This is a genomic window from Streptomyces sp. PL-25 (assembly GCF_058344915.1).
The window spans coordinates 5967523-5990710 of the sequence record NZ_CP136997.1 but is presented as its reverse complement, the minus strand read 5'-3'; the positions used below and the strand labels follow the sequence as shown (position 1 = coordinate 5990710).

Annotated in this window: 19 protein-coding genes and 1 pseudogene; 11 read left to right on the top strand and 9 right to left on the bottom strand. The window is 68.2% G+C overall.

Going from position 1 to position 23188, the window contains the following annotated elements; genetic code table 11:
- Positions 1 to 58 precede the first annotated feature (58 nt).
- The 3 genes from R4Z62_RS26780 to R4Z62_RS26770 all read right to left on the bottom strand — a co-directional run bounded on the left by R4Z62_RS26780 (position 59) and on the right by R4Z62_RS26770 (position 5676).
- The gene (locus R4Z62_RS26780) at positions 59 to 3343 is read right to left on the bottom strand and encodes a GH92 family glycosyl hydrolase (protein ID WP_389598662.1); all 3285 of its coding nucleotides are present in this window, start codon (positions 3341 to 3343) and stop codon (positions 59 to 61) included.
- 1515 nt (positions 3344 to 4858) lie between these two features.
- Complete coding sequence (locus R4Z62_RS26775) at positions 4859 to 5209, bottom strand: hypothetical protein (RefSeq protein ID WP_076094230.1); 351 nt, start codon at positions 5207 to 5209, stop codon at positions 4859 to 4861.
- 2 nt (positions 5210 to 5211) lie between these two features.
- The gene (locus R4Z62_RS26770) at positions 5212 to 5676 is read right to left on the bottom strand and encodes a prevent-host-death protein (protein WP_389598658.1); all 465 of its coding nucleotides are present in this window, start codon (positions 5674 to 5676) and stop codon (positions 5212 to 5214) included.
- A 306-nt stretch (positions 5677 to 5982) separates the two neighbouring features.
- Between R4Z62_RS26770 and R4Z62_RS26765 the strand changes: the two genes are divergently transcribed.
- The 5 genes from R4Z62_RS26765 to R4Z62_RS26745 all read left to right on the top strand — a co-directional run bounded on the left by R4Z62_RS26765 (position 5983) and on the right by R4Z62_RS26745 (position 9590).
- Positions 5983 to 6495: a hypothetical protein gene (locus R4Z62_RS26765; RefSeq protein WP_389598656.1), complete on the top strand. Its 513-nt coding sequence runs from the start codon at positions 5983 to 5985 to the stop codon at positions 6493 to 6495.
- Positions 6496 to 6679: 184 nt separating this feature from the next.
- Entirely contained in the window at positions 6680 to 7732 is a 1053-nt protein-coding gene (locus R4Z62_RS26760) for a hypothetical protein (protein ID WP_491521115.1), read from the top strand.
- 37 nt (positions 7733 to 7769) lie between these two features.
- Positions 7770 to 8195, top strand: a complete 426-nt coding sequence (locus R4Z62_RS26755) for a hypothetical protein (protein ID WP_389598652.1) — start codon at positions 7770 to 7772, stop codon at positions 8193 to 8195.
- Complete coding sequence (locus R4Z62_RS26750; RefSeq protein ID WP_491521114.1) at positions 8188 to 8814, top strand: hypothetical protein; 627 nt, start codon at positions 8188 to 8190, stop codon at positions 8812 to 8814. The genes R4Z62_RS26755 and R4Z62_RS26750 overlap by 8 nt, the downstream gene beginning before the upstream one ends.
- Positions 8815 to 9176: 362 nt before the next feature.
- Positions 9177 to 9590 carry a hypothetical protein gene (locus tag R4Z62_RS26745; protein ID WP_491521113.1) on the top strand — a complete coding sequence of 138 codons (414 nt, stop codon included), beginning with the start codon at positions 9177 to 9179 and terminating at the stop codon, positions 9588 to 9590.
- A 509-nt stretch (positions 9591 to 10099) separates the two neighbouring features.
- Here R4Z62_RS26745 and acnA read toward each other — a convergent pair.
- Positions 10100 to 12817 (bottom strand): aconitate hydratase AcnA, encoded by a 2718-nt coding sequence (acnA, locus tag R4Z62_RS26740; protein ID WP_491521112.1) that lies wholly within the window; start codon positions 12815 to 12817, stop codon positions 10100 to 10102.
- Between the two features lie 425 nt (positions 12818 to 13242).
- Between acnA and R4Z62_RS26735 the strand changes: the two genes are divergently transcribed.
- The 3 genes from R4Z62_RS26735 to R4Z62_RS26725 all read left to right on the top strand — a co-directional run bounded on the left by R4Z62_RS26735 (position 13243) and on the right by R4Z62_RS26725 (position 16183).
- On the top strand, positions 13243 to 14772 hold the full coding sequence (locus R4Z62_RS26735; RefSeq protein WP_018564444.1) for a helix-turn-helix domain-containing protein: 1530 nt from the start codon (positions 13243 to 13245) through the stop codon (positions 14770 to 14772).
- 344 nt (positions 14773 to 15116) lie between these two features.
- Entirely contained in the window at positions 15117 to 15509 is a 393-nt protein-coding gene (locus R4Z62_RS26730) for a hypothetical protein (RefSeq protein WP_491521111.1), read from the top strand.
- A 5-nt stretch (positions 15510 to 15514) separates the two neighbouring features.
- Positions 15515 to 16183 carry a nucleotidyl transferase AbiEii/AbiGii toxin family protein gene (locus tag R4Z62_RS26725; RefSeq protein ID WP_491521931.1) on the top strand — a complete coding sequence of 223 codons (669 nt, stop codon included), beginning with the start codon at positions 15515 to 15517 and terminating at the stop codon, positions 16181 to 16183.
- 274 nt (positions 16184 to 16457) lie between these two features.
- Here R4Z62_RS26725 and R4Z62_RS26720 read toward each other — a convergent pair whose 3' ends face one another.
- From R4Z62_RS26720 to R4Z62_RS26705, 4 genes are all read right to left on the bottom strand, one after another.
- Complete coding sequence (locus tag R4Z62_RS26720) at positions 16458 to 16763, bottom strand: integrase core domain-containing protein (RefSeq protein WP_491521930.1); 306 nt, start codon at positions 16761 to 16763, stop codon at positions 16458 to 16460.
- A complete protein-coding gene (locus tag R4Z62_RS26715; protein ID WP_491521110.1) occupies positions 16699 to 17127 on the bottom strand; it encodes a DDE-type integrase/transposase/recombinase in 429 nt (142 codons plus the stop codon). The genes R4Z62_RS26720 and R4Z62_RS26715 overlap by 65 nt, the downstream gene beginning before the upstream one ends.
- Before the next feature lie 217 nt (positions 17128 to 17344).
- Entirely contained in the window at positions 17345 to 17938 is a 594-nt protein-coding gene (locus R4Z62_RS26710; protein WP_491521109.1) for an IS5 family transposase, read from the bottom strand.
- A gap of 75 nt (positions 17939 to 18013) precedes the next feature.
- Positions 18014 to 20416 (bottom strand): NACHT domain-containing protein, encoded by a 2403-nt coding sequence (locus tag R4Z62_RS26705; protein WP_491521108.1) that lies wholly within the window; start codon positions 20414 to 20416, stop codon positions 18014 to 18016.
- 6 nt (positions 20417 to 20422) lie between these two features.
- Here R4Z62_RS26705 and R4Z62_RS26700 point away from each other — a divergent pair, with 6 nt between their 5' ends.
- The 3 genes from R4Z62_RS26700 to R4Z62_RS26690 all read left to right on the top strand — a co-directional run bounded on the left by R4Z62_RS26700 (position 20423) and on the right by R4Z62_RS26690 (position 22493).
- Complete coding sequence (locus R4Z62_RS26700) at positions 20423 to 20602, top strand: hypothetical protein (RefSeq protein WP_491521107.1); 180 nt, start codon at positions 20423 to 20425, stop codon at positions 20600 to 20602.
- A 282-nt stretch (positions 20603 to 20884) separates the two neighbouring features.
- Positions 20885 to 21544, top strand: a complete 660-nt coding sequence (locus R4Z62_RS26695) for a hypothetical protein (RefSeq protein WP_491521106.1) — start codon at positions 20885 to 20887, stop codon at positions 21542 to 21544.
- Between the two features lie 52 nt (positions 21545 to 21596).
- Positions 21597 to 22493, top strand: coding sequence for a DUF4231 domain-containing protein (locus R4Z62_RS26690; RefSeq protein WP_491521105.1), 897 nt, complete (start codon positions 21597 to 21599; stop codon positions 22491 to 22493).
- Positions 22494 to 22505: 12 nt separating this feature from the next.
- Here R4Z62_RS26690 and R4Z62_RS26685 read toward each other — a convergent pair.
- Positions 22506 to 23019: pseudogene (locus R4Z62_RS26685) on the bottom strand (alpha-amylase); the annotation flags it as partial.
- Between the last annotated feature and the right edge of the window lie 169 nt (positions 23020 to 23188).

Genomic DNA, 23188 nt, shown 5'->3' with positions numbered 1-23188 from the left:
CAAGGGGCGGGTCCCGGCGGGCCCGCCCCTTCGTGCTGCCGCCGTGCGGCTCAGCCGGTCACTTCACCGCGAGGGCGAAGACGTGCAGGTCGGTGTCGGACGGCAGCTTCACCGAGCGGATCCGCTTGCCCGCCGGGGCCGTGAAGGGCCGGGTGGCGAACACATAGGTGGCCACCGGGTCCTTGTCGGCGCCCGCGACATTGCGGTACGCGGTCTTCGCGACCACCGTGTTGCCGTACTGGACGGTGCCGCCGCCCCCGCCGACGGTCCAGTCGGTGAAGGCGAGGTCGGTCTCGGCCGTGGTGCCGTCGGTGTAGGTGACGGTGGCCTTGGCCTGCTGGTTGCCGTTGACCGCGCTGCCCACGAAGGACAGGGCGGACGCGGGCGCGTCCAGGGTGATGCTCTGGCCGGCCGCGGAGACGTTGTCGGGGCGGCCGTCGGGCGAGCCGGGCCAGGTGAAGGCGAGGCCGTCCGCGGTGCCCCGGCCGCCGGCGGTGAGACCGGCCGCGGCGAGGGCCTGGCGGGAGTAGCTCCAGCCGCCGCCGTCGTAGTCGGCCTCGTCGTGGTCGCCGGTGTCGTCGGAGACCCCGGTGTTGTCGCGGGCGGCGAGCAGGGTGCCGGGGGCCGCGACGGTGAGGGCCACGGGCTGCTCGTAGGACTGCTCGCCGGAGGTCACCGTGACACGCGCGTCGTAGTAGCCCTGCGCGGTGTCCTTCCCGGCGGTGAGGGTGATCTTCTGCGCGCCGCCGGTGACGGTGCCCTCGGCGGGGCTCGCCGTGACACCGGCCGGGGTGCTGACGCGGAAGTGCGCCTCGGGTCCCCGGCCGCCGTTCAGCGCCAGGGCGCGGACGGTGACCTCGGCGCTCTCACCGGGGGCGAGCGTCGCCGTGGTCGGGCCCACGCCGATCTGGTACGGCTGCTCGCCCTGCCGGAAGGACGGCGGCGCGGCGGACGGGGCGCTGCCCCAGGCGCGGTTCGGGGTCGAGGAGAGGGTGTAGTCCAGGCGTCCGCCGTCGCGGACGAAGGAGGCGGGCAGCCACGGCCGGTCGCTGGTGCGGCCGTTGACCTTCAGGGACTGCACGTAGGGCGATCCGGCCGCCGCTCCCCGGGCGCGCACGGAGATGTCGTTGCCCTGCGGGCGGTGGATCTCGGCGCGCTCGAACAGCGGGGAGGCGAGGACCAGTTCGGAGCGGGAGGGCACCTGCGGGTACATGCCGAGCGCGGAGAAGACGTACCAGGCGGACATGGCGCCCAGGTCGTCGTTGCCGGGGATGCCGCCGGGCTCGGTGGTCCACAGCTGCCGCATGGCGGCGCGGACGGTCTCCTGCGCCTTGTAGGGGGCGCCCGCGTAGTCGTAGAGGTAGGGGACGTTGATGGACGGCTCGTTGTCCATGGCGGCCTTGTCGCCGCCCTGGCCGGTGAAGGCCCAGCCGCCGTCGGCCGTGTGGAAGAAGGCGTCGAGGCGGTCGAGGGCCGCGTCCCGGCCGCCCATGGCCGCGAACAGTCCGGCCGGATCGTGCTGGACCATCCAGGTGTACTGGGCGGCCGTGCCCTCGACGAAGCCGTTGCCGGTGTCCGGGGTGAAGCCGGTCACCCAGCTGCCGTCGGCCTTGCGGTTGGCGATGTAGCCGCCGGCGGGTGTGGCGGCGACGTTGAAGTTGTTCTGCCACCACTGGGCGCGGCCGGCGAAGGCGTCCGCTGTCCTCTTCTGCCCGGCCGCCGCGGCGAGCTGGGAGAGGGAGAAGTCCGCCGTGGACATCTCCAGGGTCTCGGCGGCGCCGCCCCAGGCGTTGGAGACGGACGGCATGTAGTGCAGCTTGAGGTACTTGTCCAGGGAGGGCCGCTGACCGGCGGAGAGCACCGGCTTGCCGGCCGGCGAGAGGTCCTGCTCCGTCGGTACGGTGGCCGCCTTCACCAGGGAGGCCAGCGCGCCCCTGAGGTCGAAGTCGGTGCCGCCGAAGGCGCGGATGCCGGCCAGCGCGGTGGGCGAGGGGTCGCCGTTCATGACGTGGGTGCCGCTCGCGCCGTGCAGCCAGCGGTCCCACACGCCGCCGTTCTGCCGGGACAGCTCGTACAGCGACTGGGCGATGTCGGAGCCGGTGCGCGGGCTGAGCAGGGTGAGCAGCTGCACCTGGTCGCGGTAGACGTCCCAGCCGGAGAAGGTGCCGTACTGCGCCTGGTGGCCGCGGGCGACGGTGTGCACCTTGTCGTCCGGGCCCCGGTAGCGGCGGTCGGTGTCGCTGATGACGTTGGGGTGCAGCAGGGCGTGGTAGAGCGCGGTGTAGAAGGTGGTGCGCTCGTCGGTGGTGCCGCCGCCGACCTGGATCGCGCCCAGCCGTTCGCGCCAGGCGCGGCGGGCCGCGTCGCGGACGGCGTCGAAGGAGCGGCGGGGCGGGTTCTCGGCGGCGAGGTTGGCCGCCGCGCCGGCCTGGCTGACGTAGGAGATGCCGACCTTGACGCCGACCGGGCCGGTGCCGGGCGCGAACTCGACGTAGCCGCCGGCGCCCTTGCCCGCCACCGGCCGTCCTCCGTGCGAGAAGCCGCCGGTGCCGCCGGTGGCCTTGGTGGCGCCGGGGGTCAGCTTGTCGTCCTGCCAGGTGCCGGTGGCGGTGAAGGGCCGGTCGAAGCGGGCGGTGAAGTGGAGGGTGTAGTAGGCCCGCTGGCCCTCCGGGTCGAGGTAGCCGCAGAAGTTGCCGGAGGTGACCGAGCCGGACACGGTGCGGGTGGCCGGGTCGATGGTGACCGAGGAGTCGGTGGAGCCCAGCTCGGAGTTGGCGGTGCGGATCAGGAGCGAGGCGGGCTTGTCCGCGGGGTAGGTGAAGCGCGCCGAGCCGGTGCGGGCGGTCGCGGCGAGGTCGGCGGTGACCCCGGAGGCGAGGCCGACCTTGTAGTGGCCCGGTTCGGCCTGCTCGTCGCGGTGCTGGAAGTCGGCGGCGTAGACGGCGTCCTTGGTGTCGCTCGCCGGTGAGGTGGTGACCTTCCCGGCGTACGGGAAGAACGGGATGTCACCGCTGCCGCCCGCGCAGCCGGTGCCGGACATGTGGGTGAGGCTGAAGCCGCGGATGCGGGTGGCGTCGTAGTGGTAACCGCCGGGGGCGGTGGTGCGGGTGGCGTCGCCGCGGGTGTTCTCCGGGCTGAAGGAGAACATGCCGAAGGGCGTGACGGCGCCCGGGAAGGTGTCGCCGCCGTTCTTGGTGCCGATCAGCGGATCGACGTACGGCGTCGGGTCCTTCACCAGGGCGGGCCCGGATCTGCCGGGCGCGGTGGTCGCCGCGAGGGCGGGCGTGGCGCCGCCGGCCGCGAGTACCGCGGCCAGCAGCAGGGACATGGGACGGAAACGCATGACGCGGCCCCTCCTCCTTCAGGACGGGTCGCGCACCACGGAGCACACAAGCCGCAGGGACAGTAGCGCGCGCCGGTGGTACAGCGGAAGACCGCGCGCTCCACCGGCGTGTGCCGCGCCCCCTGGTGGACGGCGGTCGGCCAAGGTGCTTGACATCGTTGTCCGTTACGGCGGTACAGTCATGTACAGACCAGTCAGACAACGTTGTCGCACCACGGCACCACAAGCCAGCACTGCCCCGGACCGGCGTCGTCCCCCGGCGCCCGCCCGGCTGCTCGCGGACCCGGCGGGCACGCTCCCCCGGCCGCCGCGCCCCGCACGCGCGAGGGCCGCACCCCCTTCGCCGGGGGTGCGGCCCGAGTGCGCCCGTGCGCCTGCCGGTTACTTGCGGATCAGGCTGCGCAGCACGTGCTGAGACATGCTTCCGCTACTCGGTAGTTCTGCAGGATTTCGAGGATGATGGCATTCTGGCAATGATCCTCGCATCAGATCGCCACAATGACCATGGATTCCGGGCATGGAGAGTACACTTGGCCGGGTTTGCCTACCGCTGACGCAGCACCTCGACACGCGCGACACGGGTGAGTCAACGTGCTTCATTGGCGATTGTCGGCGGCGTGAGGTCTCAGGAGATGCTTGACGGTTTGCGCTCTGGAGATGGTTGACTTGTTCGGCTGAACGCCCGCTGTCCCACCTGCCAGCGCAGCAGGGTTGCTTCCGTCGGAGTCATGGAGATGCAGCAGCTGGCCGAGTACCGCAACCGGGCTGCCCTCGAAGTGCTCGGCGGATCTCCCATGAGCTGTCCGGCTGCGGGCTGGAGTCGGCCCCGTCGCGGGCAACGGCTCACCGGGTGCTGTGCCGCATGGCCTGGTCCGTTCCCAGGAACAGCAGCAGCCGCGCACGTACCGCCGATGGCAGCGTGAGGCGCCGCTGTACCTGCGGCAGAAGGACCTGGTTGAAATGGGGCAATTGCTGGGTCCATCAGCTGCAGCAGGCAACACAGCCGAGAACAGCAGCGATACACCACGGTCAGTTCGACACTCGGCACGCACGGCCGTGAGCGTGGAGCACGCCCCACAAATCAGAGCGCTTCGCGAACACAATGGCCTCGCCACCCGGCCTCTCCGGCCGTACTCGAGGACCTTCCGGCCGTACTCGAGGACCTCCGGAAGGCGGGAGCCGCCGAGGCCCAGGGCGCGCCTCCGCTGTCACAGGCGCAAGTCGACTGGATCGTCGCCATCCTGCGCCAGGTAGGCTCTCGGACCAGTGCACGTCATGGACGCGGAGCGCCACGCCGGACATCTGGAGGGCCGCAGGAGCGGTACTCGACACCGGCGGAACAGGGCGCGGTCACGCTCCTCTCGCGTTAGCGCTCGCCCACTGCCGCAGCGCGATCCCGCCGGTCTGGTTCTCCCTGATCGCGACCGAGGCGGACCTACTACCGGGATGGCACCGGCGATGCTGGTGATCGCCGGATGCGCGCTCACCGACGATGTGCGACGCTGCGACGCCCGCCTACTTCGTCTCGTTCGGGTGGCTCGTGTGCACCTGCTCAAGGAAGACCGTGCGCTCGTGGACGTAGAACCAGATGCGCGCGGTGCCTTTCGCAGTGGGTTTGTGCTGCCACCGCTCATGGGTCGCGCCGCCACGCTCGATGACGCCGAGCTCACCCTTGAGCCGATAGTTCGTCGGCGTCGTGGACAGCGGCGTCCGCGTGAGAAAATCCCAGGTCTCCGTCATGGGGTTGCGGATCGTCGCGACGAGGTCGCGCCATCCCTTCTGCGCGTCGGCTGTGGCGAAGCGGATCTCGTACTCGATCTTCTTCGGAGGGCGAGGAACCAGCTCACCCTTCCTGGCGGCCGCCACGGCTACGGACGCTCCACGGTCTCATCGTCGTCGAGCCACTCCAGACCGGCGCTGCCGCTGCTGAGCCCGGCCGCGACGGCGGTGGCCGTCTCCTTCCACGAGGTAAGCTCTCCGATCGCAAGGTGCGGCTGGCTGGTGGAGAAAGACGCGCGCGCCGCATCGACGAGGTCCTGCGCGCAGGACTCCCGGTCGGCCGGCGACAGCGCGAGCATCCAAGGGAAGACCTTGGACATCCGCTCGGCGAGCGATCCGCGGTCGTCGAGGGCGACGGTGATGAGCTGCGCGGCAAAGTCCAGCAAGCGGACACGACCCTCGGCCTCGCGCTGCGACATCAGGACCAGAGCCTCGCCGTCGCGCCGGGTCACCGTCACGGGGTGGTCCTCGGCCTCGGCGAAGACCTCGGCGGAGTGCTTGCTCAGGTCCGAGGAGCGCCGAGTCGCCACGGGGAGTTCCGCTGCGGTGGTCATGGATCCATAGTATTCGGAACGTATTCGGAAGTCCAGTGGAGGCTGTGGAGTGCGTGCGCCAGACTCGACCTCCGGATGCGGTCCGATGTCAGATCTCAGCTTTCCTCGATGCTTGGATAAGACCGACCGCACAGCCGGTCGATCATCGAGATGGGGAGCGGATTCACAGAGCCGCCTACCAGCCATGCATGAATCAGGTCGCGGGTCTCGTCCGTGGGCAGCGCTGGTGCACATCCAGGGGATCGACTACCGGGTTCGCAGCGCGGAAGAGCGCGCTGCGAAGGAGAGCAATGGAGGCTCCACGGCATGAAGTACAAGAACGAAGCCGAGATCATGCGCGCGCTCGGGATCGACACCTGGAGGCACCTCTCCAAGGAGAAGATGGTCAGGTTCGCGGCCATGATGCCTGACATGGACACCGAAGTGGCCATGAAGATCGTCGAACAGTTCCCCGAGTTCAGGAAGTTCGCCACGGACGCCTTCGGCGCCATCGAGAAGGCCCACGAGGCCACGCTCGCGGACGGCAGGCACAGCCTGGATCAGGTCTACCAGGCCCTCCGGGAGAACCGGGAGATCTTCGAGCGGGAACTCCGCAGGGACGACCTGACCTGGGAGCAGAGGAAGCACCTCCTCGAACTCATCCAGGAAACGGCAAGACTTGCTTCTCAGAAGGACACCGAGCACAAACGCCACGTGGACGGTCTGCTGAGGAAGACCATGGTCGGTGTCGGTTCCGCGCTCGCTCTGGGTGTGGTCTTCGTCGGAGGCCGGATCTTGGCCCAAGGCAAGGAAGAACCCGATGACACCGGGGAGTCGTGAGACCCGATGGGCGGCGCCGTCCCGTGATCTCGGTGACCGTCTCGTCGACCGGGCCGCGCCGGGTTATGACCCCCGCCGAGCGCGGGGGCGTTGTCAGTGGCGTGCGTCAGACTCGGAGCACGGCACACACCGTGCCGACCGTCTGTCCACGCACCTCACTCCTCTCCACCCGCAAGGAGCGGTCATGGCACATCTGCACAAGCAGTTCGACGACTTGCTCACCCTAATCAACGTAGATCCCGATGTCCTCACAGCGACGCGCGAACGTCTCGCGCTGGCACGCACCTTGGCAGAGCAGCACCCCGAGGGCCGTACGTCGTACAGCTCGGGTTCGATCCCCGTGGGCACCCACATCCAGCCGCACGCGGGAGCGGTCAGCGACGGGGACGGCGGGATCATCCTGGACCGTGTCCGGCACCCGGAGCTCGGTCCTGACGGCGAGGGGGAGGCCCCGCACGCCGTCACCGACGAACTCGTCGCGTTCATCGGTCCGAGGCTCCGCGACCCGGAGCGCACCCCGTCCTACCCCAAGGCGCGGGTGTGCACCTCCCGGCGGGGCCTCAAGATTCACTTCGGCGCTCCGGTCAACGGCACGGATGTCACGGTCGATCTCATCGTAGCGCTGCGCCGCCGCGAGGGGCGCGGGCTCTGGATCCCCGACCTGGAGCGGGCCCCGGGCTCCAAGAAGTCCTGGAGTGCCAGCGACCCCCGGGGCCAGGTGGAGCTGCTGACGTCCGGCGCCGACGCCCTGCGGCGCACCCGGCGCCGCGCCATCCGCATCCTCAAGGCGTGGAATGCTCAGGCCACGAAGCCAGGCTTCTCCTCGCACCAACTCTCCGTGTGGGCTTACGAGTTCGTCGAGTCGGGAATGGGCCTCGTCGGCGCGGTCCACACGGTGCTGCTGAAGGCCGCCCTGCGCCTCCAGCGCGGCGAGCCGACCAAGGATCCGCGCTCCGTCTCGCCCGACCTCAAGCCGCTGATCCCCGGTGCGGACGCCGAGCGGCGGCTGCGGGTCGCCGCCGACCAGCTCGCGAAGGCCATCGCCGATCCCGACGACATCGACACGGTGGCGGAGGTCCTGGAGCATCTCTTCCCCAAGACGATGCGTGAACGCGAGCGCGCCTTCTCCGCCGCCTCCACTCCCCTGAGCACCACCGCCAGCCTCGGTCTCGCGGGCGCGAGCCTGCTCATCCCGAAGACGCGCTCGTGGCGGGAGGACACGGCCGTTGAGCGGTGACGGGCGTCCCGCGCGCCGTCCTTGGTTCGCCCGTCCCATGGCCCGCGCCGAGCTGCTGACCGGGATGCGCTCAACGGGGCTCGACGTGCGCGAGGTGGACAGGCCCGCCGACTTCGCGTCCGGGTTCACCGTCCAGGTCTACCCGCACGTTCGGATCCTGCCCTCACACAGCCTCCGCATCGTCTTCGCCCCCGGCGATCCGGCATTCCCCCGCGTCCATGCACGCGGACCCGACTGCCCCGCCCACCGCAACCCCGACGGTTCCCTCTGCCTCTGGTACCCGAAGGACGCGCCCTCGCGCCGCTGGTCGCCCGGTGACGGCGGCCGGCTCCTCGTCGCGATCATCGTCCGCCATCTGCGATGGGAATCTGCCTATCGCGCCACCAACATCTGGCCGGGCTTCGAAGCACCCCACGGCCATGGTTCGCCGGGCCTCGACGAACAGGACCACATCATTGGCTGACGCGATCAAGGTCTTCGGCCCCTACGCCGCCGTTCTCGCCGCACTCGTGACCGGCCTCGTCCTCGGCGTCCAGGCGCGGATCAGCCGCAGCGCCCAGCTGCGGGAGCGGAAGCAGGAACTGTTCGCGAGCGCGTACGAGGTGAGCATCCAGTACGCGGAGATGGCCTACGCCGTGCGGCGCCGCCGCGCGGACGCCGCCGCCGAGGAGCGCGTCCGCCTGTCGGAGCAGCTGCGGGAGATCCAGGCCGGACTGACCTGGCACGAGGCGTGGGTCCGCTTCGAGGCCCCGGAGGTGGGCGCCGCATATGACGAACTCGTCGCCCGTACGCGGACGGTGGTCGGACAGAGCATGAAGGATGCGTGGCTCTCGCCCCCAGTGGCGGACGACACGGCGATGGTGATCCCGACGTCGGTCATCGACCTGCGGGCGCTGGCGGATGTCCGCGAGCGGTACATGGCCGCAGTGGAGGCACACCTTCGCCCTCGGGGACGCTCCCGCCTCCTTCGCCCGCGCGTCCCGCGCCCGCGCCGCGCTATGCCAACCCCACCCGCGTCTGCTCCCCCGGCCGCTGGGACGGCCCCGGGTGCTTCCGGCGGCCCGGCGGACGGGTCGCCATGAGACGAAATGCTCGTACGCCCCCGTCCCGAGCCCCTCTCCCTCCCCCTGACCTACACAACCTTCACCACCCCCTCCCGCCGGAGGCAGTTGACCACACACATACGCGCATTCCGTCTCACCCTCGCCCGCAACATCAAAAGGCCCGCCATGACCGTGACCCTCGGCGACCTCCTCTCTATCGCCCTCCTCGCCGCCTCCGACGGCGGGCTACTGCGTGTCAGAGCGCTCGCCCACGCCTCGCAGTACGCGGCAGCAAGCCCTGCGGCGGCCACCAGAACCAGTGCTATCCATTCTCGTCAGCATCGCATCACGCATGACGGTCGAGCAGCTCAGTCTCCGGGCGGGGGGGGTGTGTGACGTGCATGCTCTTCAAGATGCAGACGTTGCGCCTTCTGGAAGCGGTGCGCGCCGGGGAGCACGTTGCGATTCGCGGAATCTACGATGGCCTCGACGGTCGCGATACGGCGGCACTCGACCGGGGTAGCGAAAGCGGATGGGAACGACTTTCCCAAGCCGGCATCGCCTCCGCGGTCAGTATGACGACGCAGCATGTTGTGGACAGCGGCCTCGTACGTTCCGACGTGAAGGGCCTTCGCCCGATGGCGCGCGGCCCACGCGGCAACCCGCTGCTCTCCACCCACCATCTTGCGGGTCTCGGGAGTCAAGACGGCTGCCGGGGCGAAGTCCCGCGTCGGTCAGTCCGGCTGCGTGCTCGTGTGGTACCAGGAGAACTGCGCGACCCTGTCGTCTTCGAGCGCTGGATCGCCGGAGTCTAGCGTCACCCGAGGCGAGTCCTCGTGCTCGCAGGTAATGCCGCAGCCGGGGCAGGTCTCCTGCGCCTGCTCCCACCGATCGATCCAGTCCGGTTCGACGCGCCACCGATGATCGCAGCGCCCACAAAGTATCTGCCGCTCGCGCGTGAAGTCGATCCGCCGTTCCACGGCACCATTCTCCGGAAGCGTCCGACGGAGAACCAGCCTCAGCCAAGGTCTCGAAGCCGCCGGAACGCCGCTTCCGCGGCATCTGCTTCGTCGCGGAGCTTCCGCGACGACACGCAACTGCAGCACATCGCCTAACGGCGCTCCTTCGCCACACGCTCGCAGGAACAGAAGAACCCCGCACCTGATACAGGTGCGGGGTTCTTCGTCGTCGTAGGATGCTCAGCTGCACCCCGGGAACAGATCGCGTGCGTTCGTGATCGCCCGCGCACCTTCCCCCCGGCGAGCGCGAGGGCCGCACCCCCTTCGCCGGGGGTGCGGCCCGAGTGCGCCCGTGCGCCTGCCGGTTACTTGCGGATCAGGCTGCGCAGCACGTACTGCATGATGCCGCCGTTGCGGTAGTAGTCCGCCTCGCCGGGGGTGTCGATGCGGACGACCGCGTCGAACTCGACACCGGTGTCGGTGGTGACCTTCACCGTGCGCGGGGTGGTGCCGTTGTTCAGCTCCTCGACACCAGTGAAGGAGAAGGTCTCCTCGCCGGTCAGGCCGAGGGACTCGGCCGTGCGGCCCTCGGGGAACTGGAGCGGCAGGACGCCCATGCCGATGAGGTTGGAGCGGTGGATGCGCTCGTAGGACTCGGCGATGACGGCCTTGACGCCGAGCAGCGCGGTGCCCTTGGCGGCCCAGTCGCGGGACGAGCCGGAGCCGTACTCCTTGCCCGCGAGGACGACCAGCGGGATGCCCTGGTCGATGTAGTTGCGGGAGGCGTCGTAGATGAAGGAGACCGGCGCGCCCTCCTGGGTGAAGTCGCGCGTGTAGCCGCCCTCGGTGCCCGGCGCGATCTGGTTGCGCAGGCGGATGTTGGCGAACGTGCCGCGGATCATGACCTCGTGGTTGCCCCGGCGCGAGCCGTAGGAGTTGAAGTCACGACGCTCCACACCGTGCTCGGTGAGGTACTTGCCGGCCGGGGTGTCGGCCTTGATGGCGCCGGCCGGGGAGATGTGGTCGGTGGTGACCGAGTCGCCCAGCTTGGCCAGCACCCGGGCGCCGGAGATGTCGGAGACCGGGGTGGTCTCCATCGTCATGCCTTCGAAGTACGGGGGCTTGCGGACGTAGGTCGACTCGGCGTCCCACTCGAAGGTGTTGCCGGTCGGGATCGGCAGCGCCTGCCACTGCGCGTCGCCGGCGAAGACGTCCTGGTAGGACTTGTTGAACATGTCCTCGCCGATGGCGTTGGCCACGACGTCGTTGACCTCGGCCTCGGAGGGCCAGACGTCCTTCAGGTAGACCGGGTTGCCGTCCTGGTCGGTGCCGAGGGCGTCCTTGGTGATGTCCACCTTCATGGAGCCCGCCAGGGCGTACGCGACGACCAGCGGCGGGGACGCCAGGTAGTTCATCTTGACGTCGGGGTTGATCCGGCCCTCGAAGTTGCGGTTGCCGGACAGCACCGAGGTGACGGCCAGGTCGTGCTCGTTGACCGCCCGGGAGACCTCCTCCGGCAGCGGGCCGGAGTTGCCGATGCAGGTGGTGCAGCCGTAGCCGACCAGGTTGAAGCCGACCTTGTCGAGGTACGGGGTCAGGCCCGCCTTGTCGAAGTAGTCGGTGACGACCTTGGACCCGGGGGCGAGGGTGGTCTTGACCCACGGCTTGCGGGTCAGGCCCTTCTCGACCGCCTTCTTGGCCACCAGGGCGGCGGCGACCATGACGTACGGGTTGGAGGTGTTGGTGCAGGAGGTGATGGCCGCGACCGTCACCGCACCGTGGTCCAGCGTGTAGGTCGTGCCGTCGGGGGCGGTGACCTGGACCGGGTTGGACGGCGCGCCGTTCGGGGTGACGGCCGGGGAGTCGGAGGCCGGGAAGGACTCCTTGCCCGCCTCGTCCACGACGTCCACGTAGTTGAGGACGTCCGACTTGAACTGCTGGGCGGCGTTGGCCAGGACGATGCGGTCCTGCGGGCGCTTGGGACCGGCGATGGACGGGACCACCGTGGAGAGGTCCAGCTCCAGCTTCTCGGAGAAGTCCGGCTCGGCCTTCGGGTCAAGCCAGAGGCCCTGCTCCTTGGCGTACGCCTCGACCAGCGCGACCTGCTGGTCGCTGCGGCCGGTCAGCCGCAGGTACTTCAGGGTCTCGTCGTCGATCGGGAAGATCGCGGCGGTGGAGCCGAACTCCGGCGACATGTTGCCGATGGTGGCGCGGTTGGCCAGGGAGGTGGCGGCCACGCCCTCGCCGTAGAACTCGACGAACTTGCCGACCACGCCGTGCTTGCGCAGCATCTCGGTGATGGTCAGCACCAGGTCGGTGGCGGTGGTGCCGGCCGGGAGCTCGCCGGTCAGCTTGAAGCCGACGACGCGCGGGATCAGCATGGAGACCGGCTGGCCGAGCATCGCGGCCTCGGCCTCGATGCCGCCGACGCCCCAGCCGAGGACGCCGAGGCCGTTGACCATGGTGGTGTGCGAGTCGGTGCCGACCAGAGTGTCGGGGTAGGCCTTGCCGTCACGGACCATGACGACGCGGGCCAGCTTCTCGATGTTGACCTGGTGGACGATGCCGGTGCCCGGCGGGACGACCTTGAACTCGTCGAAGGCGGTCTGGCCCCAGCGCAGGAACTGGTAGCGCTCGCGGTTGCGGCCGTACTCCAGCTCGACGTTCTGCTGGAAGGCGTCGTTGGTGCCGAACTTGTCGGCGATGACGGAGTGGTCGATGACCAGCTCGGCCGGGGCCAGCGGGTTGATCTTCGCCGGGTCGCCGCCCAGCTCCTTCACGGCCTCGCGCATGGTCGCGAGGTCCACGACGCACGGGACACCGGTGAAGTCCTGCATGATCACACGGGCCGGCGTGAACTGGATCTCCTGCGACGGCTGGGCCTGGGAGTCCCAGGTGCCGAGGGCGCGGATGTGGTCGGCGGTGATGTTCGCGCCGTCCTCGGTGCGGAGCAGGTTCTCCAGCAGCACCTTCAGGCTGTAAGGCAGTCGGGCCGAGCCCTCGACCTTGTCAAGCCGGAAGATCTCGTACGACTCGTCGCCCACCTGCAGCGTGCTGCGGGCGTCGAAGCTGTTCGCCGACACGACAGTCTCCTTCATTGATGTGCGCGTACCACCACGATCCTGCCGCCACGCCAACTCGGCCAGTCCGCTAAGGTAGACCTAAGTTAGGTAGCCCTTACCCAGGTGACGGCGGTGGTGCTCCTCGGCAGATATCTCGATGTCGAGATAACTCTAGTACATGAGACCCGGAAGGTCATGCGCGCCCCGCGCCAGAGGCCCGTTCCGGAGTTCAGACACGCCCCGACGCACCCCGGGCCGCCCGCCGCGCGACCGCGCCGAAACCCCGCGACACACCCACCACAACAGCGGATGTCGTACGACATCGGGCGATTTGCCGGGTCCGTTCGAGTGACGCGGAACCCTTGTGAGCAGGGCGGACTGACGGCACATCACCCGAACGGACCCCCCGAGAGGTGCCATCTCATATCTGAGATAACCTCAACCCCATGGCAGACGACTACCTCGTACGCATCGGCAAGCTCATCCGCGACGCCCGGCAGCACCGCGGCTGGACGCAGGCGCAGCTCGCCGAGGCGCTCGGCACCAGCCAGAGCGCCGTCAATCGCATCGAGCGCGGCAACCAGAACATCAGCCTTGAGATGATCGCCCGGATCGGCGAAGCGCTCGACAGTGAGATCGTCTCGCTCGGCTACGCGGGCCCGATGCATCTGCGGGTGGTCGGCGGCCGCCGGCTGTCCGGCGCCATCGACGTGAAGACCAGCAAGAACGCGTGCGTGGCGCTGCTGTGCGCCTCGCTGCTCAACAAGGGGCGCACGGTGCTGCGCCGGGTGGCCCGGATCGAGGAGGTCTACCGCCTCCTGGAGGTGCTGGGCTCCATCGGCGTGCGCACCCGCTGGATCAACGACGGCACCGACCTGGAGATCGTGCCGCCGGCCGACCTCGACCTGGGCACCATCGACGCCGAGGCCGCCGTCCGCACCCGCTCCATCATCATGTTCCTCGGTCCGCTGCTGCACCGCCTGGACCGCTTCAAGCTGCCCTACGCGGGCGGCTGCGACCTCGGTACGCGCACCATCGAGCCGCACATGATCGCGCTGCGCCGGTTCGGTCTGGACGTGGCCGCGACGGAGGGGCAGTACCACGCCGTGGTCGACCGCTCCGTCCGCCCGGACCGGCCGATCGTGCTGACCGAGCGCGGGGACACGGTGACCGAGAACGCGCTGCTGGCCGCCGCCCGGCACGACGGCGTGACCGTCATCCGCAACGCCTCCTCCAACTACATGGTCCAGGACCTGTGCTTCTTCCTGGAGGCGCTGGGCGTGCGGGTGGAGGGCATCGGCACCACCACGCTCACCGTGCACGGCGTGCCCGTCATCGACGTCGACGTCGACTACTCCCCCTCCGAGGACCCGGTGGAGGCGATGAGCCTGGTGGCCGCCGCCGTCGTCACGGAGTCCGAACTGACGGTCCGCCGCGTCCCGATCGAGTTCCTGGAGATCGAACTGGCGGTCCTGGAGGAGATGGGCCTCGACCACGACCGCACGCCCGAGTACGTCGCGGACAACGGCCGCACCCGCCTGGTGGACCTCACCGTCCGGCCCTCCAAGCTGGAGGCGCCGATCGACAAGATCCACCCCATGCCGTTCCCCGGCCTGAACATCGACAACGTGCCCTTCTTCGCCGCCATCGCGGCCACCGCCCAGGGCAAGACCCTCATCCACGACTGGGTCTACGACAACCGCGCCATCTATCTGACGGACCTCAACCGCCTCGGCGGCCGCCTCCAGCTCCTCGACCCGCACCGCGTCCTGGTCGAGGGCCCCACCCGCTGGCGCGCCGCCGAGATGATGTGCCCGCCGGCCCTGCGCCCCGCCGTCGTCGTCCTCCTCGCCATGATGGCCGCCGAGGGCACGTCCGTGCTGCGCAACGTGTACGTCATCAACCGCGGTTACGAGGATCTCGCGGAGCGGCTGAACTCGATCGGGGCGCAGATCGAGATCTTCCGGGACATCTGAGACCCGTCAGAAAAAAATACCGCCAAACCCCTCCTGATCTGCGTGTATCCGAGGCAGGAGGGGTTTCGCTCGGGCTCTGTGGGACTTCTCAGGGACTTTTGATCCAAGGCCCGAGACTGCGGGCCTCACGGACCGGGGGAACGGACTGCCCGGCACTCCAGGTGATGCGTCACCGGAAGGGCGTCGGCCTACGCAGGTCATGGAAAGGCAGAGTTGAGGGCCGGTTCTTCGGCTCACCGCCCCGCTGTCACGCCCAGGCACCAGGCACGAGCCCGTCCCCCTCACTGCGGGCACAAGCGGCGCATCACGACTCGTACCCCTACCCCGGCGGCCATAATGGAGGCATGTCCTCCATCCCACAGCACTCCGAATCAGCGCGGAGCCGCCTCCCAGGGGCGGTCGCCGAGGATCTCGCGCTGTACCGGGAGAAGTTCCGGCGGCGTCTACCGAAGTCGCTGGACGAGCTGCACGGCCCGGCCCAAGGGATCGTGGAGCTGCCGCTGCACATCGCCTGGTCGGGGATGACCTCGTACGACATGGGCAAGCCTCGTCAGCGCATGGGCCTGTACCGCACTGTCCTGCACGAGGGCCTGCACGACGACCTGCCCCGTTACCTCAACCAGGACCTGCTCCTCCAACTGTGGCCGGTGCTGCGCACCCTCGTCGGCCGCACCGTGCGCACAGTGTGGGAAGACGCCTTCCCACAGCTCGCCTCGCGCACACGGGCAGCCGCGTGACGGACATGCCGGAGCTGCACGTGCGGCTTCTGGCGGATGTGATCGCGCTCGGCTCGCCGTATCCCCTGGTTCTCACCGGCGGGTATGCCGTGCGGGCGCACCGTCTCGTGAACCGGCCCAGCCAGGACCTCGACGTCGCCACCGAGAACCCGGCACCCATGGCCGACATCGCCGCCGCACTCCGCGCCGGCCTGGAAGCTCGCGGCTGGACGGTGCACGCGCTGGAGACCGCTCCGCTGTCCGCCCGCTTCACCGTGACCGACCCTGTCACCGGGCAGGACTGCGAAGTCGACATCCTCAAGGAGATCTTCTGGCGACCGGTCGCCGAGAGCCTGTACGGGCCCGTCCTCGCGGAGGAGGACGTGATCGGGACCAAGGTTCGCGCCCTCGCCGACCGTGGAGCGCCCCGCGACCTGATCGACGTGTACGCAGCCTCCCGCCGCTGGGCCAATGCCCAGCTCGAGGAGTTCGGCCGCCGCCACGCCCGCGGCCGCTTCGAGCGCGAAGATCTGCAATCAAACCTCACAGGCGCCGAGTGGACCGACGACGACGCCTTCGCCGCCTATGGACTCGATGACGCCACCATCACCGCTCTCCGTACGTGGGCCGTGGAGTGGGCCGACGACCTCGCGGTCCGTCTCCTCGAAGAGGCCGATGATCCGGACATCGAGTAATCACGTCCGAATCGGATCGCATCTGCAAGCAATCGAAGCAAGAACCGGGGAATGAGCAGGGGGCTTGTTCCACGTCAAGCATGCCGGGCAGATTCGGGGCACAGGTCAGCCGGAGGTCAAGCTCCCATCCCCTATTTGCGTGGCTGATCCACTGGAGCCGACCCTCGTGCGTCCCTACGCGCTCGCCTCCATGGCCTCGGCCTGGAAGTCGGCGTGAAAACAGGACTGTGTGCCGTGCGGGCCATGTCAAGCCCCGGGTTTCGTGAAGACTGAGTTAACTGGATTTCTTGAGTGACGCAGCAGGTTCGGCCGCGAGGTAGTGGGTACCTTCGTGCTCGGCCGGGGTGACGTGGCCGAGAACTCCATCAAGGCGGCGCTGGTTGAACCGGTCGGCGTACTCGACGACCGCGACTTCGACATCGTTGATGCCGGTCCACGACCCCTGGTTTCGGATCAGTTCGGCCTTGAACAAGCTGTTGAACGCCTCGGCCAGGGTGTTGTCATACGAGCCACCCTTAAGAACCGACCGAGGCCAGTGCCGGCTCCCGTTCGAGGCGTTCCGTGTAGCGCAGAGCGCGATATTGGACGCCGGGGTCCGAGTGGTGCGTAAGGCCGTTGAGGTCGGCGCCGGTGTGCCGACGGCGCCAGATCGCCATCTCTGGCACGTCAAGGGTGAGGACGCTATGGAGGGAGGTGGCGGCCTGCCAGCCGACGGCTATGCGGGAGAAGACGTCGCCGACGAAGGCGGCGTAGACCCAGCCGGAGAAGGTTCGGATATGGGTGATGACCGCGACCCACAGCTGGTTCGGCGTGCCCGCGGTGAACTGCCGCTCGACCAGATCAGCGGGCCGGGCTGTCCCAGCCGCGAGGCGGGTGGTGCGCAGCTCTTGGCCCAGATCACTCCACGCGGTCCGACCGCACACATGAGCCAATCGACCGTGCAACGGGCCACCGTGAACCCCCTCGGGTATCAGGGCAGCGTGGACCTTGCAGCCCGAACCAGCCACTACAAACGACGCGGACACAGTCCGTGAACTGACCAGCCGTCACGGCAAGCACCGTTGCAGTACTAGCGGGGGCTAAGAGAGCATCTGATCAATATTCACGCGGATGTGAGTGGGATGTCCGTTTCGATTCGCCACGTTGGTGCCGATTCTCCGGTCAGTTCGCGGGACATTTTGTTAGACATCGGCCACCGTCGGCCCAGACCTTCGCCACTGAGGGGTGGGCGGCGGCCAGGTCGTCGAGCAGGAACTTGCCGCCGGTGGTGCCGTGCACATTCGCGGCGGTGACCAGCACGGCCAGGACCAGGCCGAGGGTGTCGGTGATGACGTGTCGCTTGCGCCCTTTGATCTTCTTGCCGGCGTCGATGCCCTGGCTGGTCTCGGCCACGTGTGCCGAAGTCTCCACGCTCTGCGCGTCGATCACAGCCGCGGTCGGCTGAGCGCTGCGACCGTGGGATCGACGGATCTCGTCGCGTAACAGGTCGTGGACCTGCTGGGTGGTGCCGTCGGCTTCCCACTTGGCGTGGTAGTCGTAGACGGTCTTGTACGGCGGGAAGTCGTGGGGCAGGTATTCCCACGGGGTACCGGTGCTGTTGACATAGAGGATCGCGTTGACGGTCTCCCGCAGCTCGTGTACCCGGGCCGCCGTGCCGGGACCGGTTCTCCTGGCTCGCCAGGCGACGAAGACGGGTTCGATCAAGGCCCAGCGGGCGTCGGAGACATCACTGCGGTACGGACGACGAGCACTCACACCCCGCCCAACGACCGCCAACACCAACAGTCACAAAAACATCCCTAACTACCAACTACATAGATCAGACGCTCTCTAATTGGCGGCCCTGCGCGGGCGGCCCACGTTCTCCTCCAGGAAGCGGCCCAGGGTGTCGTCCACCTTGTTTTCGACGGCCAGTTGGTGGCAGGCCTGCCGACCGCTGCTGGTGGCGCTGATCATCTCGCTGCGGCCGCCCTTGACGATCAGATAGTCGCAGCCGAAGAGGTACTCCAGGAACTTACGGGCCAGCGGCACGTTCCGCTCGGCGGCGCCCCGCTGCTGGACCCCACGGCGCTGGTGCTGCGCCCCGTCTGCGAGGACCTTGCAGATCTTCTGGATGACCTCGAAGTCGGGGTTGGTGGCGAACACGTAGTACGGGTTGACGTCATCGGTGATCGCACCCTGCGCCCGCAGATGGCCCACGAGGTACTCTCCGGTGATGATCTGGGTGCCCCGGGAGGTCTTGATTACGGCGGTCGAGTCCCGGTCCAGGTCGGTGAAGTCGGCCTCGGCACACCGCAGGCCGGTGATGTCGCAGTCCATGATGAGGGCCCGCTCGAACGAGGCCCCGTCGGCCACCGCCTGGGACAGATTGCACGCCTCGAAGATCGAGTCGGAGAAGTTGGACCGCTCGATCCGGGCCCCGCGGAAGGAGACCCCCGACAGTTCGGTCTCGGAGGCGCTCAGCCGGTGCAGGTCCGAGGGCCGGGCGTCGACGGAGAAGTCCACCTGGCTCAGCCGGGACTTGGAGATGTCCAAACGAGGGCCGACGATCCGGGCGAGGATGTCCCGCTTGTCTTCGGTGGCGGGGGCGTTCTGGAGAAGGGCGGGCCAGAGCAGCGTCAGGATGCGGTCCAGGCTCTTGCTGTAGCTGCGGTTGGGCCAGCCCATGGCGAGCTGCGCGAGGGAGCCCTCCAGGACGTCCTTCGGCATCGACCGGGCGAAGGTCAGCATCGCGTCGGTGAGCTGGATCTGCCGGGGCAGTGAGCGACCTGCCTGGTGCTCGCTGACCATGAAGGTGAGGGCGAGGTACTCACGCAGGGAGTTGTGCGAGAACTGCCAGGCGTACTCGCCGGGTTCACGCGAGCGGGTGAGCGTAGAGGAGGAGCGCAGGTCGTCGAAGAGGGCGTCGGCGGCATCGGCGGCGTCAACGGCCCGTTGTTTGGCGAGATAGCCGGGGAAGCGCTCTTCGATGAGTTCCCGGAAGGCGGCCTCGCGGATCGACCGGCGGCTCTCGGAAGAGAGCCGGACCGCGAGATGCTGGAGAAACTCAAGGCGGTCCGACGGGGGGATGTTCTTCACCCGGGCCCAGTCACGCAGCATCAACTTGTTGATGATCAGCTCGTAGATCTGCCACTCGGTGAGCTTGCCCCCGCTGCCGCTGGCCTCATCGCGTTTGAGTTCCTCGACGACGTCCAAGAGATAGCTGACGATGACAGGTTTGCCGCTGAGGGAGTGCTCGCGGGTGCTCTCGGGGCGGAAGACCCGGCTGAGGATGCCGGTGACCGCCTTCTCGCCCGCAGGGTCGTCCCCGAGGCGTTTCTTCACCAGATGGAACGTCTGGTCCGGACTGAGGTCGCGCAGTTGCCGCTCGGCGCGCTGGATGACGAACTGCTCCAGCATCCGGTCGACCTGCTGCTCCTGTTTCAGAACCTCCTTGTCGAGGGCGGCGGCGCCGATCTGGGGCCGGGTGTCGAGGTTCCGGTAGAGCACCTCGAAGACCTGGAGTTCCTCGGCCTCGGTGAAGTAGTTGGGCCGACTGGTGAGGATACCCCGGACGCCGTCGCCGGAGAGTTCGGTGAGCGCCTGCAGGCAGGCTCTACGTTCCCTCACGTTGAGGAACTGGGCCATCTCGTCGTAGCCGTCGAGGATAAGCATGACACGCCCGTTGGCGATCATGGACTCCACGAAGCTGATGTTGAGGTGGGCCAATTCGTTGCGGTCGAGGAAGTGGTGGAGCAGGCCCCGGGCGTCGAACTGGCGACTGAAGTCCCTGAGTTCCACCCGGAACGGCAGCCTGGTCAGTCGGCCCTCGCGGTAGTCGCTCATCCAGCGCCGCTGGAGGACCCGGGTGAGGGCAGTCTTCCCCGTGCCGTACTCGCCGACGACCACCACCCAGCGGGACGGCTCGGCGTCGTCGCCCACCCAGCGGGTCAGCCACTCCGTGGCGCGGTGCACGCCTTGGTCGTCGTCGAAGTCGGGTTCCTCGTAGACCTGGTCAAGGTCGCGCAGGGACTCGGCGAAGTCACCGTCCCCCAGGACGTGCTCGATATACGGGTCGGTGCGCTCAAACTGCCGGAAAAGTTCCTGGAAAGTGTAGACCAGAATTCCTTCCATTTTCGCATATTCGCGCGCCTCGTCGGTGAATCCACCTGACGACACGAGAACCTGCTGCGAACCGAGCACCTGTTTCCGCGCCATGGCCAGTTTCGCCATCAGCCCCTCATGCTTGACCATGTTCACATGATCGATCGTGACTTCAATGAATACCTTCTGCTCGACCAGTCCCGCCATCTGTTTTGCAAGGAGCGGGAAAACCACGTCATGGACGGTGACATCCTCGGTGACCGAGTAGCCGTTCGACTCGAAGAGCCAGGCCACCGCGCGGGGCAAGGTCTGCTCGGTATAAGTGAAGTCCACTGATCAACCCCCCGGTTCCGTGTACTTTCACCCGCCAGCATAGTGGCCCGTGGAGCGCCTGTCTGCGCGTAGCACCGAGTGCAATCTACCCGATATCGGGTTATTTCCCATCAGATATGATGAATACTCGAAGAGTGCGACGCCATATACTGCCGCTGCTCACTTCATGGACCTGGGGGGAACATGGAAACGCCAGCCGCGACCCACCGCTGTTTCTACATAGCGCCGATCGGAGCGACGGGCTCGGACATCCGGCGACGCAGCGACCAGATTCTCCGACACATCGTGAAACCAGCCGCCCTGGACTGTGGATATCAGGCGACCAGGGCAGACGAGATCGACTCCTCGGGGCTGATCAGCACACAGGTCCTCGAGCGGATTCTCGGCGACGGACTGGTGATCGCCGATCTGACCGACCAGAACCCGAACGTCTTCTACGAACTCGCGGTGCGGCACACCACGGGCAAGCCCTTCATCCAGATCATCTCCGAGGGCCAGACCATTCCGTTCGACGTACAGGGTCTGCGGACCATCGAACTGGACCACCGCGATCTGGACAGCGCCGCTGAGGCCCGGGAGGCGATCGTTCGGGCAATCAAGGCCGTCGAGGCGGGCGAGGCCGTGAACACACCCATGACGTACACGATGGATCTCGCCGAACTCCGCAGCTCGGACAAGGCGGAAGAGCGCGGGGTGGCGGACATCCTCGAGGTGGTCAAGGGCATCCAGCGGCAGCTCAGCCGACCCGCCAACGAGACCTCTACCCGGCACGACCTGGCCCTCCTCCAGAACGTCATCGGGATATGGGTCCAGCAGGGCCACCTCCAGCGAGACAGCCTGATGGTCCTCATGGGCGAGCTGAAGTCAAAGAACGGCTCCGCCTGGCTCCAGGACCTAATGCACAGCACGTCCCCGGGGACCATGGCCTCGGCGCAGGACGTTTGAGCAGCCCCCGTACACCTCCGTACGTTCCTCCCGCAGAAGAGAAGAGAGTGCCGTGACCGACGACCAGAGCCTGCGCAGCTCCGATCTCCCCGAACTCTTCCGGGTTGCCGACGCCGCCTCCCTGGAAGGGCAGCGGCTCTACATCCGCGGCACCCGGCTCAGGCTCGTCCTGGCGGTCACCGCCGCGGTCCTCGCCGCCGTCAGCCTGGAGATTGGGGACGGCTGGGACCTGCCCGCGCTGATCGTGGCCGTCGTGTTCCTCGGGACGCTGGTCCTGGAGATCTGGTTGTTGGGCCGCAGCCCCGAGCGGGACTGGTACGACGGCAGGGCGCTCGCGGAGTCCGTGAAGACACTCTCTTGGCGGTACGCCGTCGCCGCCACCCCGTTCTCGGCGTCCTTGTCCGACGAGGAAGCCGAACGGCACTACGTCTCCGAGGCCGAGAAGCTCATTGACGACGCCCCGGCGACGTCCGTCATCGTGACCGCGCCGCTCGGTGTCACCGACGTGATGTGCGACCTCCGGCACACCGGCCTCACCATCCGCCGGGACCTCTATCTGAAGAACCGCATCGGCGACCAGCTCACCTGGTACTCCACCAAGGCCCGCTTCAACGCGAACCGGGCGCGCCGCTGGCGGCTGGCTCTCATCCTCATCGAGGCCCTCGGGGTGATCGCCGCCGCGCTGCGGGCCTTCGGTGTCGTCGATGTCGACCTGCCCGGCATCCTCGCCGCGCTGCTGGGCGTCGGGACGGCATGGCTGGCGGTCCGCCAGTACGACGCTCAGTCACGGGCATACGCTTTCGCCGCCAAGGACCTCGGCACCATCCACAACGGGCTTCGCACCATCGACTCCGAGACCGAGTGGGCCGTGCACGCGGCCGACGCCGAGGAGGCGATCAGCCGCGAGCACACCATGTGGCGGGCCTCCCGCGGGGCGTACGGCGGATGACGGCCCCGGCAGTCAGCGCGCCAGCCACACCATGGTGTGCGGGCCCAGCCGGCCGTCGTCTAGCAGCGCGCCGCTCAGCAGGACCTCGCCTGCTGGGAGGTCGACGTCAAAACCGGGACAGATTGGTGACGCAGCACCAGCCCGCCGACCGGTCGAACCGCAGTACTCCGTCCGGCGCCTCGTCCGGCCAGGTCAGCGTCTTCCCATCGAGCAGCTTGCGGTGCAGCCTGAGGGCCGCGCGGTACAACTTCGGGGTGGAGCCCGCCGCCCCGTCCTGTGCCTCGCCAGAGTACTCAGCGAAGGCGAGCGGCTGCGGCAGCCAGGCACCGGCCAGGCCGAAACCGTACGACGGCCCGTCCTACGTCCAGGGCAGCGCCACCCGGCAGCCGGCACGGCCCTTGCCGACACGTCCGGTCTGCTCCCAGATTGGGTCTCGGAGGACCTCGGTGGGCGAATTGGCCACCGAGGACAGGCACAGTTCCTCGTCCTGGTAGACGTAGGCCGCGCCGGACAGCGCCAGCATGATTGCTCAAGGAGAGTTCCAAAGCGAAGACCGCCGAGACCCACCTCAAAGAGGCCGGAGGTCGCACGAACCCTGGCCAGCCGACATGCGGATGAGTCCTCCGCCGCACTACTGGCACGGATCGCTGAGCTGACAGGACAGAAGGAGGAGACCCAGGCTGACTTCGAAGTTT